This is a genomic window from Subdoligranulum variabile (assembly GCF_025152575.1).
GTDB classification, from domain to species: domain Bacteria; phylum Bacillota; class Clostridia; order Oscillospirales; family Ruminococcaceae; genus Gemmiger; species Gemmiger variabilis.
Window position 1 is genome coordinate 3040563 of the sequence record NZ_CP102293.1, and the last position, 15362, is coordinate 3055924.

Annotated in this window: 14 protein-coding genes; all 14 read left to right on the forward strand. The window is 53.5% G+C overall.

Annotated features, from left to right (window positions below):
* Nucleotides 1-14 precede the first annotated feature (14 nt).
* Nucleotides 15-2078: a DNA mismatch repair endonuclease MutL gene (gene mutL / locus NQ490_RS14310; RefSeq protein ID WP_007046466.1), complete on the forward strand. Its 2064-nt coding sequence runs from the start codon at nt 15-17 to the stop codon at nt 2076-2078.
* Nucleotides 2062-3006 carry a tRNA (adenosine(37)-N6)-dimethylallyltransferase MiaA gene (miaA, locus tag NQ490_RS14315; RefSeq protein ID WP_007046465.1) on the forward strand — a complete coding sequence of 315 codons (945 nt, stop codon included), beginning with the start codon at nt 2062-2064 and terminating at the stop codon, nt 3004-3006. Before mutL ends, miaA begins: the two co-directional genes overlap by 17 nt.
* A 23-nt stretch (nt 3007-3029) precedes the next feature.
* Entirely contained in the window at nt 3030-4256 is a 1227-nt protein-coding gene (locus tag NQ490_RS14320) for an HlyD family efflux transporter periplasmic adaptor subunit (RefSeq protein ID WP_007046464.1), read from the forward strand.
* 121 nt (nt 4257-4377) lie between these two features.
* Nucleotides 4378-4827, forward strand: coding sequence for a cell division protein SepF (locus NQ490_RS14325; protein ID WP_007046463.1), 450 nt, complete (start codon nt 4378-4380; stop codon nt 4825-4827).
* Between the two features lie 82 nt (nt 4828-4909).
* Nucleotides 4910-5620: a YlmH/Sll1252 family protein gene (locus NQ490_RS14330; protein ID WP_242654977.1), complete on the forward strand. Its 711-nt coding sequence runs from the start codon at nt 4910-4912 to the stop codon at nt 5618-5620.
* 66 nt (nt 5621-5686) lie between these two features.
* Entirely contained in the window at nt 5687-6619 is a 933-nt protein-coding gene (locus NQ490_RS14335; protein WP_007046461.1) for a DivIVA domain-containing protein, read from the forward strand.
* A gap of 50 nt (nt 6620-6669) precedes the next feature.
* Nucleotides 6670-9444 (forward strand): isoleucine--tRNA ligase, encoded by a 2775-nt coding sequence (ileS, locus tag NQ490_RS14340; protein ID WP_007046460.1) that lies wholly within the window; start codon nt 6670-6672, stop codon nt 9442-9444.
* A 66-nt stretch (nt 9445-9510) separates the two neighbouring features.
* On the forward strand, nt 9511-10020 hold the full coding sequence (gene lspA / locus NQ490_RS14345; RefSeq protein WP_040917586.1) for a signal peptidase II: 510 nt from the start codon (nt 9511-9513) through the stop codon (nt 10018-10020).
* Nucleotides 10007-10939 carry an RluA family pseudouridine synthase gene (locus tag NQ490_RS14350; RefSeq protein ID WP_007046458.1) on the forward strand — a complete coding sequence of 311 codons (933 nt, stop codon included), beginning with the start codon at nt 10007-10009 and terminating at the stop codon, nt 10937-10939. The genes lspA and NQ490_RS14350 overlap by 14 nt, the downstream gene beginning before the upstream one ends.
* Nucleotides 10936-11766, forward strand: coding sequence for an HAD family hydrolase (locus NQ490_RS14355; protein WP_007046457.1), 831 nt, complete (start codon nt 10936-10938; stop codon nt 11764-11766). Before NQ490_RS14350 ends, NQ490_RS14355 begins: the two co-directional genes overlap by 4 nt.
* A 23-nt stretch (nt 11767-11789) precedes the next feature.
* Entirely contained in the window at nt 11790-12263 is a 474-nt protein-coding gene (locus tag NQ490_RS14360) for a PTS sugar transporter subunit IIA (RefSeq protein ID WP_007046456.1), read from the forward strand.
* A gap of 223 nt (nt 12264-12486) precedes the next feature.
* On the forward strand, nt 12487-13518 hold the full coding sequence (locus tag NQ490_RS14365) for an ABC transporter substrate-binding protein (RefSeq protein ID WP_007046455.1): 1032 nt from the start codon (nt 12487-12489) through the stop codon (nt 13516-13518).
* 89 nt (nt 13519-13607) lie between these two features.
* The gene (locus tag NQ490_RS14370; RefSeq protein ID WP_040917585.1) at nt 13608-14555 is read left to right on the forward strand and encodes an ABC transporter permease; all 948 of its coding nucleotides are present in this window, start codon (nt 13608-13610) and stop codon (nt 14553-14555) included.
* Nucleotides 14548-15342, forward strand: coding sequence for an ABC transporter ATP-binding protein (locus NQ490_RS14375; RefSeq protein ID WP_007046453.1), 795 nt, complete (start codon nt 14548-14550; stop codon nt 15340-15342). The genes NQ490_RS14370 and NQ490_RS14375 overlap by 8 nt, the downstream gene beginning before the upstream one ends.
* Nucleotides 15343-15362: the final 20 nt, after the last annotated feature.

Below are 15362 nucleotides of genomic sequence, written 5' to 3' on the forward strand. Positions count from 1 at the left end.
GGCAGGTGAATGGCATGGCGGAAATCCGCGTACTGGACAAGCACACTGCAGAGTTGATTGCGGCGGGAGAGGTCGTGGAGCGTCCTGCATCGGTTGCAAAGGAATTACTGGAAAATGCCATTGACGCAGGCGCGACACAGATTACGCTGTCGGCCACTCGCGGAGGCATCGCACAGCTGCAGATCGTGGATAACGGCAGCGGTATCGAGGCGGAGTATATCGACAAGGCATTTATCCGCCATGCGACCAGCAAAATTGCATCGGCCGAGGATCTCAATCACATCCATACGCTGGGCTTTCGCGGCGAGGCACTTGCCTCTATTGCCAGTGTGGCCAAGGTGGAAGTTCTGACCCGTACCGAACAGGATGAGTATGCCTGCTGTTATCGCATTGCGGGCGGAGAACCGCAAGGGACGGAACCGGGGGCACGCCCGGTCGGCACGACAATTACAGTCAATGAACTGTTCTATAACACACCCGCTCGGATGAAGTTCCTAAAAAAGGATGCCAGCGAGGGAACTTATGTGGCGGAGACAGTATTGCATGCCGCTTTATCTCATCCGGAGATCAGCTTTCGCTTTATTCGTGAAGGCAAACAGCAGTTTATGACGCCGGGCGATGGAGAATTGCGCAGTGCCGTATATGCAGTAATGGGCAGAGAGTTTGCGAGGGACCTGCTGCCGGTGGACGGGGGCAATGGTGTCTACCGCATCACAGGACTGATTACCCCACCGCGCGCCTGTAGGGCCAGTCGGGGGACGCAGCATTTCTTTGTGAACGGGCGTTATGTAAAAAACCGTACCATGATGGCGGCACTGGAAAACGCTTACAAAGGCACCATGATGCAGGGGAAATTTCCCGGGGCGGTGCTGATGCTGGAAATGCCTGCCGACCTGGTGGATGTTAATGTGCATCCGGCCAAGACGGAGATTCGCTTTGCTCGGGAAAGTGACGTGTTTGACGCGGTGTATCGCGCGGTTCGCACAGCGCTGACCACCCCCGGAAGCGGGGAGTGTCGGTTTGAAATGTCGCATGACACATCTGCTCAAAAAGCGGAGGTCCCTGCAAAGCAGCCGTCTTCTCAGGGAACGCCGGCACACCCGCAAGTACCGGAAAAATCCCGGTTTACAACATTGTCGGCGGCTGAATACCGGGCGCTGAATCGGTTGACTGAACCGGTACCGGCACGTCCGTTGCCGGGCGTTGTTGTATCGGTGGAATCTCCGGCGCCGCATTATCAGACGACTCCGGCAAAGCCTTCGGAGGCACCTTTCCGTCCGACAACCCAGCAGGAGGAAGTGCTCGACATTCTGCCGGATTTACCGGAAGAAAAAACATCACCTGTAAGTACAGTCTCACAAACGTCTTCGACTCCGATGGGAATCCCCTTGGAAAAAGAACCGGCACCGGTGGAGCCGGAACCGGAGCAGCAGACGATGCAGGCATTGAGTGCGCTGCCGCAGGAAACGCAAGAACCGCAGCAGATTACGATGACGCCGCCGTCAGTCCAACCGCTTCGCCTTGTAGGTGAGGTATTCAAAACCTATATTATTACCGAGCGCGAAGGAGAGCTTTGCCTTATCGACAAACATGCGGCTCATGAGCGTATTTTGTTTGAAAAGCTGGCGAAAGATTATGGTAATGTGCCCGCACAGATGCTGCTGGTGCCAGTACAGGTCAACCTGACCGCAGCTGAAAAACAGGCCTTGTTGCAGAATTCGGAGATGCTGAATGATGCTGGTCTGGAGGTGGAAGATTTCGGCGGCTCTACGGTAATGGTACGTGCAGTGCCTGCGGATGTGCAGGTGGATGACGTGGAGGATATGGTTGTGGAGCTGGCATCTCGCTTTGTGGACGGAAGCCGGGATGCCCTGCGGGAAAAGACCGAATGGGTGCTGCATTCCATCGCCTGCCGTGCGGCCATCAAAGCAGGGGATCGTACCAGCGATGCCGAAATGCTGGTGCTGGCGCAGAACATTCTGGATGGTTCCATCCCGCCATTCTGTCCGCACGGACGGCCCTGTGTACTGAAGATTACCCGGAAGGAGCTGGAAAAGCAGTTTGGACGCCTTGTTTGATCGTCCCCGCGTTGTGGCAATCGGGGGCCCCACAGCCACCGGGAAAACGGCGCTTTCTGTCGGGTTAGCCAAACGGTTCGGCGGGGAGATCATCAATGCTGACTCGATGCAGGTATACCGGGAATTGTCGGTCGGCACGGCAAAAGCTACAGAAGAAGAGCGCTCCGGAATTCAACATCATCTGCTGGACTTCCTGCCACCAGAAGAGTCTTACAGCGTTGCGGATTTTGTGGAAGCAGCGACCGAACTGATTCCACAGATTACGGCTCTTGGGCATCTGCCTCTGGTAGTCGGTGGCACGGGACTGTATATCACCAGTCTCTTGAACGGGATCACCTTTGCCCCGGAACGATCCGATCCTGCTATTCGAAAAACATTGCAGCAGGAAGCTGAAGAAAAGGGCGCTGGGGAGCTATATGACCGTTTGAAGAAAATCGACCCGGAATATGCTGCCAAAGTACATCCCCATAATTTGCCGCGTATCATTCGGGCGTTGGAACTTTTTCAGATCACCGGACGTAGAATGAGTGAACAGCAGCAGAGCTCCAGGCCGGAAATTCCGCCGTACCGTTCTCTTTGCCTGTGCCTGACCTGTCGTGACCGTGGAACGCTTTACCGCAGAATTGATCAGCGCGTAGACACAATGCTGGAACAGGGCATTCTCCCGGAGGCCAAGATGGTCTGGCAACATAAAGGACAGTATCAGACAGCAGCACAGGCCATCGGCTACAAAGAATTTTTCCCTTATTTTGAGGGAACCCAGTCGTTGGAAGAATGTACAGTGCGGCTTAAGCAGGCAACCAGACAGTACGCCAAGCGGCAGCTTACCTGGTTCCGGCATCAAAACGAAGCGGTGTGGTTGTATACGGATGAGGAGGATGTCCTGGCGAGGGCCACAGAATTGGTCCATGACTTTTTACAGAACTGAATGGGAAGGGGGCAGAGGGCTGCATGGAATCTCCGAAACCACACGCGGCGGGACGCATAGCAAAGGGCGTCAGCATGGCATTGCTGGCGGCCGTTTCTTTGTATGTAATCGTGCAGTGCTTTGTGATCTTCCACCAGTCTTATAAAACAGAGACAGCCATTGCTTATACGATGGCAGACAGTGTGACGCTGGACGGTGTTGTTTCCTTTGCCACGGTGCCGGTGGAAGGTAGCGGCAATCTGGGATATCTTGTACAGGATGGGGAACGTGTCAGCAATGGTACGGTTCTGGCAGAATGCTACACGGATGATACGCAGGGACTTCTGCGGGAGCGTCTGGACCGCCTGGGACGCACCATCGATCTGCTGAGCAAATCACAGAATTCAACAGGTAGTGACCTTTCCGTTTTGACGAACCAGACACGGCAGGCGTTATATAATTTGTTGGACAAGCTGGATACAGCTGAATACAGTGGGATTGCGGATGCAGAGGATGATTTTCTGCTTGCCCAGAACAGGCTGCAGGTGAGCACAGGGCAGACCGGAGATTTTTCCCAGACGATCCGTTCCTTGCAGACCGAATACGATGAAATCAATGGCCAGCTCAGTTCCCTGCAGACCATTACAGCTTCCACCAACGGGTATTTCAGCAGTACGGAGGCAATGTCGCCCATTGTGACAGATCAGGAGACACTGGATAATGCCTCCCCTGCAGAATTGCAGCAGATGCTTGCGGATGGGTTTCCGGCGTCTGACACTGGTTATGCGGGACAGATCGCCACCGGATTCAGCTGGCGCTTTTATACAGTCTGTGACCTGGAAACGGCAGCGCGCTTTGATGGCATTACGTCGGTAAAAATCAGCGTGCCGGGAAAGCAGAACACGCCGCTGGCTGCTACACTGGTGGATATGACGCAGGATGAAGAGGCGGGTGTCGCAAAGCTGACTTTTGAATGTCAGACCATAAACGCGGAAATCCTGAGTTTTGGGCAGGAAACAGCCCAGATCGACATCAAAACCTATGAGGGAATTCGAATCAACAAAGATGCGTTGCACATTGTGGACGGGGCACGGGGCGTCTATGTGAAGTACGGCAATCTTCAGCGGTTTCTGAAAATCACGACACTGTATGAAGATGAAAATTATATTCTCATCCCGAACAATGGCGCCATTGGCACTGACAACGAAGTGCGTCTGTATGATGAAATTATTGTTCAGGGAACCAATCTGCAGGACGGTAAGCTGTTGTAGCAGAGAAACTGATCGTTTGATATTGACAATCAACATAAAAAAGAAGATAATGTTTAGTGTATATCGCTGTAACAGTTCCCGCACTGGGTAAAGTGCGGGTTCGACCAAAGGAGTAACGACGATGTCTATGTTTGACAGTTTGAAGAGTAAGCTTGGAATCGACCCGGAAGGGGATTCATATATCGACGATACCGAGGACGAAATCTTTGCCGGCGGCCAGGGAGCTGCGGCACAGAATTATTCTCAGGCTGAGGTCAAACAGCATAGCAACAAAGTGGTGAACATCAATGCGACCACCCAGCTGCAGGTCGTTCTGGTCAAACCGGAACGCTTTGAAGATGCCTCCACGATTGCAGATCAGCTGAATGCCAAACGTACCGTTGTGCTGAACCTGGAGTCCACTGGCAAGGAAGTTTCCCGCCGCCTGATCGATTTCCTGTCCGGCGTTGCCTATGCCAACAATGGTCAGATCAAACGGGTGGCAACCAGCACTTTCATCATTACGCCCTACAATGTGGATATTATGGGCGACCTGATTGATGAACTGGAGAATAATGGCGTATTCTTCTGATTCAACGGCGACACGGGGCTTTGTACCGCCTCAAAACGATGAAGAACGCCGCCTGATGCGTCGGGTGGAGGAGCTCTGTCGTGTGGCCCAAAACCGTGGCATTCCCCGATACACAGGATTTCTGTCGGACCGGGAACAGGTGCTGGCGCAGGCTGCCTGTCATAAGGCGCTTTTTTCAGCAGCTCGCTTTTGGGGCGGTTATGATGAGGCGGAGCGGAAAGTGTTGTGTCTGGAGCCTCCGGAAGCCTGGCAGGAAGAACCGCTCGCTTATCTTCGCCTTGCGGCGCTGAACGCTGGAGAAGACAAAATGCCGGGACATCGGGATTATCTCGGGTCCATTCTGGCATTGGGACTTGACCGTGCCTGCCTTGGAGACCTTATTGCGGATCCCCAGGATTCGGCGGTGTTTTACGCCATAGTGCTTGCAGATAAGCAAGAGTTTATTGCATCAGAACTGACGAGCGCCGGTCACTGTCCGGTGCGGGCAGAATGCTGTGAACAGCTTCCAGTACATGTGGGGCAGGCAACGGAGCGGGCTTTGCGAGAGGCGACAGTCTCTTCACTGCGGGCGGATGCCGTATTGGCGGCGATGATGCATACCTCTCGCACAAAGGCTGCAGACTATATTGCGGCAGGAAGAGTGGAGATCAACCATCTGCCATTGCGGGCTGCCCATGAGCCTGTATATGCCCGGGATATCTTTACAGTACGAGGTGTGGGCCGATATCAGCTGGCTGATATTGGCGGTAAAAGCCGGAAAGACCGTATATTCATTTCGTTTTTTCAGTATTGAGGCGTACAGAAAACGCTCCCCTTTCCCATAGATTACCACGGAAAGTCCGAAAACAGGAGGAAAATCATGATATCTTCTGAGGATGTCCGCCGCGTAACGTTTGAAAAATCCATGCGTGGTTATCGCTGCGATGATGTGGACGACTATCTCAAACAGGTTGCGGAAAGTATGGAGGAACTGTCGGCAAAGAACGACGACCTGCAGAAAAAACTGGTAGTGCTTGCACAGCGTATCGATCAGTATCGTGCGGAGGAGGATACGCTTCGCACTACTATGATCAATGCGCAGCGTCTGGGCGAAAATGTGATCCGTGAGGCCAAGCAGAAGGCGGCTGAGATTATTCGCGCTGCCAATATGAAGGCGGAAGACAGAGAACAGCGTGCCCGCGATGATGTGGAACTGGCCAAGCAGGAAATTGTCACGCTCAAAAGCGAAGCGGACAGCTTCAAGCGTTCGCTGATGGAGATGTACCGCAAGCACATCAACCTGATCAGCAAACTGCCGGAATACAAGAAACCGGAAGAGGAGGAGCCTGCCCCCGCGGCAGCTCCGGCGCAGACCTCTTCGGAATCGGTCCAGACCGCGCCGGCAGAGCCCGCTTATACGGAACCCCCGGTGCAGCCGGTGCAGACTGCTCCGGTGCAGGAATCCACTGCGCCGCAGGAATCCCGTTACTATGATGCAGGGGAGGGAACGCAGCCTCCTGTGACGGAGGAACGGGAAAAGGTGGATACGGTAGAGTTTGCCATCGCGCCCCATCCTGAGGAACCGGAGGAAATCCCCACGCCGGTGCAGTCCGCTCCGCAGCAGGAGGATCTTCCGTTCCAGCCTGGGGCCGGGTTGTATGATGAACCACCGGCTGAAAAGCCTGCACGGAAGACCAGAAAATCCACTACAGGAAAACGGGCTTCCCGCAAAACCAAGGCAGCTGCTGAACCGCAGGAGGAATTGGCTTCTCCCGCGTTTGACAATTTTGAAGGCGTAGACTTTGACAGTTGAGCCTGCATAGGCAGAAAAGAATTTTTCTAAATAGAGGAGAGTAGGAAATCTTGCCGCAGAATTACAATGACACCATCCACAAGATGCAGACGCCCTTTGAGATGCGGGCCGGTCTGCCCAAGAAAGAGCCGAAAATGCTGGAAGACTGGGAACAGAACCATGTCTATGAGCAGATGATCCGCAACAATGAGGGCAAGCCCCGTTACATTCTCCATGACGGCCCTCCGTATGCAAACGGCAGTATCCACATGGGTACGGCGCTCAATAAAATCATCAAGGATATTATCATCCGTTACAAGAATATGGCAGGTTTCCAAGCTCCTTATGTGCCGGGCTATGACACCCATGGCCTGCCCATCGAGCTGAAGGCGTTGGGCTCTCTTGGAGACAAGAAATCCGGTGTCTCCAAGCTGGAACTGCGCAAGATCTGCAAGGAGTTTGCCACCGAGCACATCGGTGTGATGAACGATCAGTTCAAACGTCTTGGTGTGCAGGGCGATTTTGAGAATCCCTATCTGACGCTTCGACCGGAGTTTGAGGCCCGCCAGGTCGAGATCTTCGGCGAAATGGCCAAGAAGGGCTACATCTACAAGGGCATGAAAGCCGTGTACTGGTGCCCGGAAGACCGTACCGCGCTGGCTGAAGCTGAAATTGAATATGCAGAGGACGAGTGCGATTCCATCTATGTCCGCTTCAAGCTGACTGGTGACCCCAAGGGGGTTCTGGCCAAGCACAATATTCCGCTGGAGAAGGCGTGGATTGTGATTTGGACCACTACGACCTGGACACTGCCTGCCAACGTGGCGACCTGCCTGAATCCGGATCTGGAGTATGCATTCGTCAAGATCGGCGATGAATACCACATCATGGCGGCGGAGCTGGTCAAGCCCACGATGGACGCTTGCCATATCGAAGAATATGAAGTCATGCCCGAGACGGTGCATGGTGATGAGCTGGAGCTTATGGAGTACCAGCATCCCTTCCTGGACCGTACTGGTCTTGTGATTCTGGGAGACCATGTAACCCTGGAAGGCGGCACCGGCTGTGTCCATACCGCCCCCGGTCATGGTGTTGAGGACTTTGAGGTCTGCGTCAATCATTATCCTCAGCTGCCCGTTGTGGTTCCTGTGGATGACGCCGGCTGTCTGACGGAGGAAGCCGGCAAAGAGTTCGCCGGGCTGAAAGTCTGGGCGGCCAACAAGGTTATTCTGGAGCATATCAAGGAGACTGGCCATCTGATGGGCGTACAGCACATCACCCACCAGTACCCCCATTGCTGGCGCTGCCATCATCCCATCATCTTCCGCGCCACTGAGCAGTGGTTCTGCTCCATCGATGCGTTCAAGGAGGATGTCTATAAAGCAATTGACAGTGTGCACTGGCAACCGGCCTGGGGCCATGACCGTATGACGGGCATGGTGCGGGATCGCAGTGACTGGTGCATCAGCCGTCAGCGCGTCTGGGGTGTTCCCATCCCGGTGTTCTACTGCAAGAAGTGCGGCAAGTATCATATCACCGACGCTTCCATCAAGGCTGTTTCCGATCTGTTCCGTAAGGAAGGCAGCGACGCATGGTACAAGTACGATGCCAACGAGATCATGCCGAAGACCGAGGTCTGTGAATGTGGTGCTTCTGACTGGGAGAAGGATCCCGATATCATGGACGTCTGGTTCGACTCCGGTTCCACCTGGAGCGCGGTTTGCCGCGAGCGTCCTGAGCTGACCTGGCCTGTGGATATGTATATGGAGGGCGCGGACCAGTTCCGCGGCTGGTTCCAGTCCAGTCTGCTGACCTGTGTTGCTACCCAGGGCATTGCACCGTACCGTGAGGTTCTGTGCCATGGTTGGGTCGTCGATGCGCAGGGCAAGCAGATGCACAAGTCTGCCGGCAACGGTATGGAGCCTTCGGAGATTATCCGGGACTACGGCGCAGACATCATCCGTCTGTGGGTCGCTTCCAGCGATTACACCGTCGACGTGCGCGCCGGTAAGGAAATCTTCCGTCAGCTTTCGGAAGCTTATCGTAAGATGCGTAATACCGCTCGCTTTATGCTTGGCAACCTGAGCGATTTTGATCCCAACAAGGATGCGGTGGCCGATGACCAGCTCTATGAGATTGACCGCTGGGCGCTGGAGGCCTGCAACGCGCTGACAGCAACGATGCGGGATGCGTATGATCATTATGATTTCTCCCGTGCCTACCATGCGCTGTACAATTTCTGTGTTATTGACATGTCCAACTTCTATATGGACGTGATCAAGGATCGTCTGTACTGCGCAGACGACCATGCCCGCCGTTGCGCCCAGACAGCGTTGTATCGCATTCTGGTGGATTTCACCAAACTGCTTGCGCCAATCCTCTGCTTCACCAGCCAGGAGATCTGGAGCTATGTGCCCAAGATGCCCGGTATGAAAGATTATGTAGTCTTTGAGCAGGTGCCGGAGGCAAAACCTGCTGCCGGTGAGGCGTTTACGGCCAAGTGGGACCGGATCATGGCAATCCGCGATGACGTAAAGAAGGTTCTGGAGCAGGCTCGCGCAGACAAGCAGATCGGTTCCTCGCTGGAGGCGGCTCTGACACTGTATTGCAATGAGGATGTTTACAAGTTCCTGAATTCTATCCCGATGGATGAACTTGCTGACCTCTTCATCGTGTCCCAGGTTCGCCTGGAACAGGGAGAAGGCGGCGTGAAGGGCGTCGTGGATGGCCTGGGTGTACAGGCGGAGCACGCGGCAGGTGCCAAGTGCCTGCGCTGCTGGAAGTATGATACGGCCGTCAATGATAACGGTCTGTGCCCGCGTTGCGCAAAGGTCCTGGGAATGTAATTTTACTTTCAGCGGTGCTTATATTCGTGTAAGCACCGCTGATTTTTTGAAATCATGGGGTTTCAGATGATTGTATCCTTTTTCTCTGTATTGGTTGCTGCAGTTCTCGTTGCAGTGGATCAACTGATTAAGCAATGGGCCACGGCTGTTTTGCAGCCGGTGGGCGCCATTACGGTGTTGCCGGGCATTTTGGAGCTGCGATACTATCTGAACGATGGTATGGCGTTTTCCATGCTGGCAGGAAAGCAAACGTTGCTCATCGCCATGACTTCCATCATGCTGGTGTGCGTACTGTTGGTGCTTCTGCTGCGAAAAATGGGGCCGTGGGAGCGTATTTCCTGGACACTGATCCTGGGGGGCGGCATCGGTAATCTGATCGATCGTTTCCTCAATGGTGTTGTGGTAGATTATATCAACGTTTTGTTTGTAAACTTCGCCGTTTTCAATTTTGCGGATATCTGCATTACAGCGGGTGTGATCTCCCTGATGGCATGGGTTCTCTACGATTCTTTCCGCAAGGAAAAGGCGGAAATGTCATCGGACCAGGTGAATGGAGTCTCCGATGGAACCAATTGAGATTACAGCGGGGCCGCAGACGGCCGGCCGACTGGACGCCTGGCTGGCAGGGCAGTGCGAGGGAATTTCCCGCAACGCCCTGCAGACCTTGATCGAGCAGGAACGCGTGACAAAGGACGGACGTCCGGTCAATAAAAAGGAGAAAGTTTGTCCTGGTGCCGTATACCTCCTGCAGTTGCCGGACCCAAAGCCCATTGAGGCGGTGCCGCAGGATATCCCGCTTTCCATCGTGTATGAAGACAACGATCTTATTGTTGTCAACAAACCCAAGGGGATGGTGGTCCATCCTGCTCCGGGAAACCCGGACGGCACGTTGGTCAATGCACTTCTCTATCACTGTGCCGGCCAACTTTCCGGAATCGGTGGAGCCATTCGTCCGGGAATTGTACATCGTATTGATAAAGACACCAGCGGACTGCTGGTTGTTGCCAAAAATGATGTGGCGCATCAGGCTTTGAGCAGCCAGATGAGTGTGCATAGCATTCACCGCGTGTATCACGCCATCGTCTATGGCAATCTCAAAGAAGATGAGGGCTTTGTCGAAGCATGGTTGGGGCGAGACCCGCGGGACCGGAAGAAAATGGCGGTGTTATCAGAAAACACCACCGGAGCACGGTATGCCTACACGGGTTGGCGTGTACTGGAACGGTTCGGCAATTTCACCTACATTGCCTGTAAGCTCAAAACCGGTCGCACCCATCAGATCCGGGTGCATATGGCATCCATTGGACATCCGCTTGCCGGAGATGTGGTGTATGGACCACGCAATTGCATCAAGAGCCTGGCAGGGCAATGTCTGCACGCCAAGGAACTGGGGTTTGTCCACCCGTCTACCGAAAATTGGATGCAGTTCGATTCCCCCTTGCCGGCTTACTTTACAGATTTTCTGAATCGGCTTAGAAAGGAACACCGTGCATGAAATCAGCACTCAGCGATTATCTAGTCATCTGTGATATGGATAATACTCTGCTTACCGCAAAGGAAGGGCTTCCGGCCTGCAATAAGACGGTAATCCAGCTGTTTATCGAGATGGGCGGTTTGTTTACGGTGGCTACCGGACGTCCACCGGAATCCATCCGCGCGGCACTGGACGGAATTCAGCTTTCACTGCCGGCAATTTCCTGTAACGGAGCCCTGCTCTATGATTTTTCTACGGAATCGGTGTTGCATCGATCGACGCTGAATCGCGAACAGGCAACGGCGGCGATTGCGGATATCCTTCCAAAATTTCCCCGTATGGGCGTGGAAGTTATGGCTGGCAACGGAGAAATGTTCGTGATCCATGCCAATGAATACACCCACGCGCATCAGGTTGATGAACATCTGGGCAGCATTGCCTGCCCTATCGAATGTGTACCGGATGGTTGGATCAAGGTGGTGTTTGCCTCGGATCCCGAGACAATCCGCAAGCTTGGTCAGTATGCTAAGACCAAGTATTATGGACGGGATAACTATTTCCTGGCGACAAATAATATTTACCTTGAAATTATGCCGGGAGGCGTCAGCAAGGCAACGGGCATGCACGATCTGTGCGCATTGATGAATCGTTCTCAAAAAAAGACCATTGTGATCGGAGATTATTACAATGATCTGGAGCTGATGAAAGCAGCCGGATATGCTGTAGCTGTTGCCAATGCGCCCGCGGAGGTAAAAGCTACTGCCGATGTGGTGACGACCTGTACCTGCTCCGAAGGCGCGGTAGGGGAGTACTTATATCAGCTGATCCGAAAAGTGACGGATGTCTGAGATGCTGTCAGAAGGGGGAAGCCATGAAAATAAGTGAACTGATGGACCCCAAGGGAATTCTGCTTTATGCCAATATCAATAATGCCGCCGATGTGCTGGGAATTTTGGTGGAGCTTCAGGAAGGAATCGGCGTGATCACCAACGGAACGGCCTATTACAACGCTGTGTGCCAGCGGGAAAATTTCGGTGGTACCACGGCAATCGGAGAAGGCATTGCACTGCCGCATGCAATCAATGCGGGCGTGTCGGCACCGGGCATTTCGGCTTTGACCCTGCGGCGTGGGGTGGACTGGGGAGCTCCGGATGGACGCCCCGTTGATCTCCTGTTTATGATCGCTGTGCCCCCGGAGCAGGATAGCCTGCATCTGCAGATTCTTGCTCGACTGGTTAATTTGTTGGGGCGGCATGCTCTGGTGGATGCACTGCGTCATGCCAGCAGTCCGGAGCGATTTCTTGAATTGTTGCAAAAAGTAGAAAATGCCTGCTTTGGCGGCTGAAATTTTTAAAAGCTGCCGACGGAGTTCTCTCCGTCGGCAGCTTTTTTGCCAAAACGAGACAGTATGCACAAGATAAAAGAAAGAAACAAGACGAATTTTGTGCATATAATAGATTGCTTTAGAGGGGTGAAGTGTGATATACTTTAAAGCACTAAATCGGCAAAGCAGAGGGAGAAGCCAGTGTGCACTGGACGCCGAGCCGGTATTGTCTGGAGGAAGAAGAATGAAAAAAGCAGTTTCCTTATTGGTGGCCACAACGATGATTCTGGGGCTGGCAGGCTGCGGCAGCACCGCGACAACTTCCAGCGGCACGTCGGAGGCGGAAGCAGCTTCCAGCACGGCGGAAACCTCTGAAGCGGATGCCGCCGATGCAAAGAGCTATACCATTGGCATCTGCCAGTTGGTCCAGCATGACGCGCTGGATGCGGCTACCCAAGGTTTCAAGGATGCCCTGACTGAAAAATTGGGTGAAGGCAATGTGACTTTTGATGAGCAGAATGCTTCCGGCGACACGGCCAACTGCTCCACCATCATCAACGGATTTGTATCCTCGGGTGTTGATTTGATCCTGGCCAACGCTACGGCCCCGCTTCAGACGGCAACGCAGGCTACTTCGGATATTCCGATCCTGGGGACCTCGGTAACCGATTACGCGACGGCATTGGATATCAGTGACTGGACCGGTACGGTGGGCGGCAATGTGTCCGGAACCTCTGATCTTGCTCCGCTGGATCAGCAGGCAGCCATGATTCAGGAACTGTTCCCGGATGCCAAAAATGTTGGCCTTCTGTACTGCAGCGCCGAAGCTAATTCGGTTTATCAGTGTGATGTAATTGAAGGCTATCTGACAGATGCTGGTTACACGGTGACCCGCTATGCCTTTACGGATACCAACGATGTCACCTCGGTGGCGCAGACGGCTGCGGATGCTTCGGACGTCATTTACATCCCCACCGACAATACGGCGGCTTCCAATACCGAGGCTATTGCCAATGTTGTACTGCCGGCCAAGGTCCCCGTGGTAGCCGGCGAGGAAGGTATCTGCAAGGGTTGCGGCGTTGCTACGCTGTCCATCAGTTACTATGATCTGGGCTACCAGACCGGTACGATGGCTTACCAGATTCTGGCTGAAGGTGCGGATATTTCCACTATGCCCATCGAATATGCGCCCAATGTGACCAAGAAGTATAATGCCGCAAACTGCGAAGCGCTGGGCATTACGCCGCCGGAAGGCTACGAAGCAATCGCAGAGTAAAACAATCATTATGACAGCGGGAAAAGGGCCTGCGCCCTTTCCCCGCTGTTTTGGTGCTTATCATCATTTTCATGGAGGATGGATTTTCAATGGACTTTTTGACTTCGCTGTTGAATTCCATGCCCGGTGCGGTGGCGCAGGGGCTGATTTGGGGTATAATGGCAATCGGCGTATACATTACCTATCGAGTTCTGGATATTGCTGACCTGACCGTAGATGGTTCCCTGGGAACCGGCGGCGCAGTGTGTGTTGTACTTATGCTGAACGGTGTACCGGTCGGGTTGGCGCTTGTGGCTGCTACACTGGCCGGTATGCTGGCTGGCCTGGTTACGGGACTTTTCCATACAGCCTGCGGTATTCCTGCTATTCTGGCCGGTATTCTCACGCAGCTGGCGTTGTATTCCGTAAACCTCAGGATTATGGGGACTGGTACCGGCGGTGGCAAGGCAAACCTGCCGATCAGTGTAGATAAATATTCGCTGCTGGTATCGGCGCGATATGTGCGGGAAAAAGCGCTGAGCAACCCGCTGCTTACGCTCGTTATCTTCTGTGCAATCCTGGTGGCAGTGCTGTACTGGTTCTTTGGCACGGAATTGGGATGCTCGCTTCGTGCTACAGGTGCCAACCAGAATATGGCGCGTGCGCAGGGAATCAATACCAGCTTTGCCAAGGTGCTGGGGTTGATGATTTCCAACGGGCTTGTGGCTTTGTCCGGCGGATTGCTTGCGCAGTATCAGGGCTTCTCGGACATCAATATGGGGCGTGGTGCCATCGTCATCGGTTTGGCTGCGGTCATCATCGGAGAGGTGATTTTCAGCAAGATTTTCCGCAATTTTGCGCTGAAGCTGATTGCTGCCATTATTGGTGCCATCATTTATTATATGGTCATGACCTTTGTTCTGCGTCTGGGTCTGTCCACGGATGACCTTAAGTTGCTTACGGCTCTTGTGGTGGCCGTGTTCCTGACGGTCCCGTATTGGAAGAGCCGGTATTTCACCAAACCGAGTGTGAAGAAGGGAGGTAAAAACAATGCTTGAAATCAAAAATGTTTACAAGACCTTCAACGCCGGTACGGTCAATGAAAAGGTGGCCCTGAATGGTTTGGATCTCAAGCTGGAAGACGGCGATTTTGTGACGGTAATTGGCGGCAACGGTGCCGGTAAATCCACAATGCTGAATGCGGTGGCTGGTGTGTGGCCTATCGATATGGGAAAGATCATTATTGACGGAAAAGATGTAACACGACTGTCAGAGCATCAGCGTGCCAAATACATTGGGCGTGTATTCCAGGATCCCATGATGGGAACGGCTGCAACAATGGGGATTGACGAGAATCTGGCACTGGCGGCGCGGCGAGGTATGGCTCGTACGCTTCGCACCGGGATCACCAAAAAAGAGCACGAAGAGTATTACAAGCTGCTGCAGACGCTGGAATTGGGCCTGGAAGATCGCATGACCAGTAAAGTGGGGCTGCTCTCCGGTGGTCAGAGACAAGCCGTTACCCTCTTGATGGCAACGTTGAAAAAACCGCGTTTGCTGCTGCTGGATGAGCATACGGCGGCGTTGGACCCCAAGACGGCAGCTAAAGTATTGGCGCTGTCGGATAAGATTGTGCACGAGAATCATCTGACGACTTTAATGATTACTCATAACATGAAAGATGCAATCCGTTACGGAAATCGTCTGATTATGATGTACGAAGGCCGTGTGATTTATGATGTCCGTGGAGCGGAAAAGGCGAACCTGCAGGTGGGTGATCTTCTTAAGCGTTTTGAACAGGTCAGCGACGGAGATTTTGCAAACGATCGGATGCTTTTGTCATAATGCCTTTTGGGGAGGGCCGG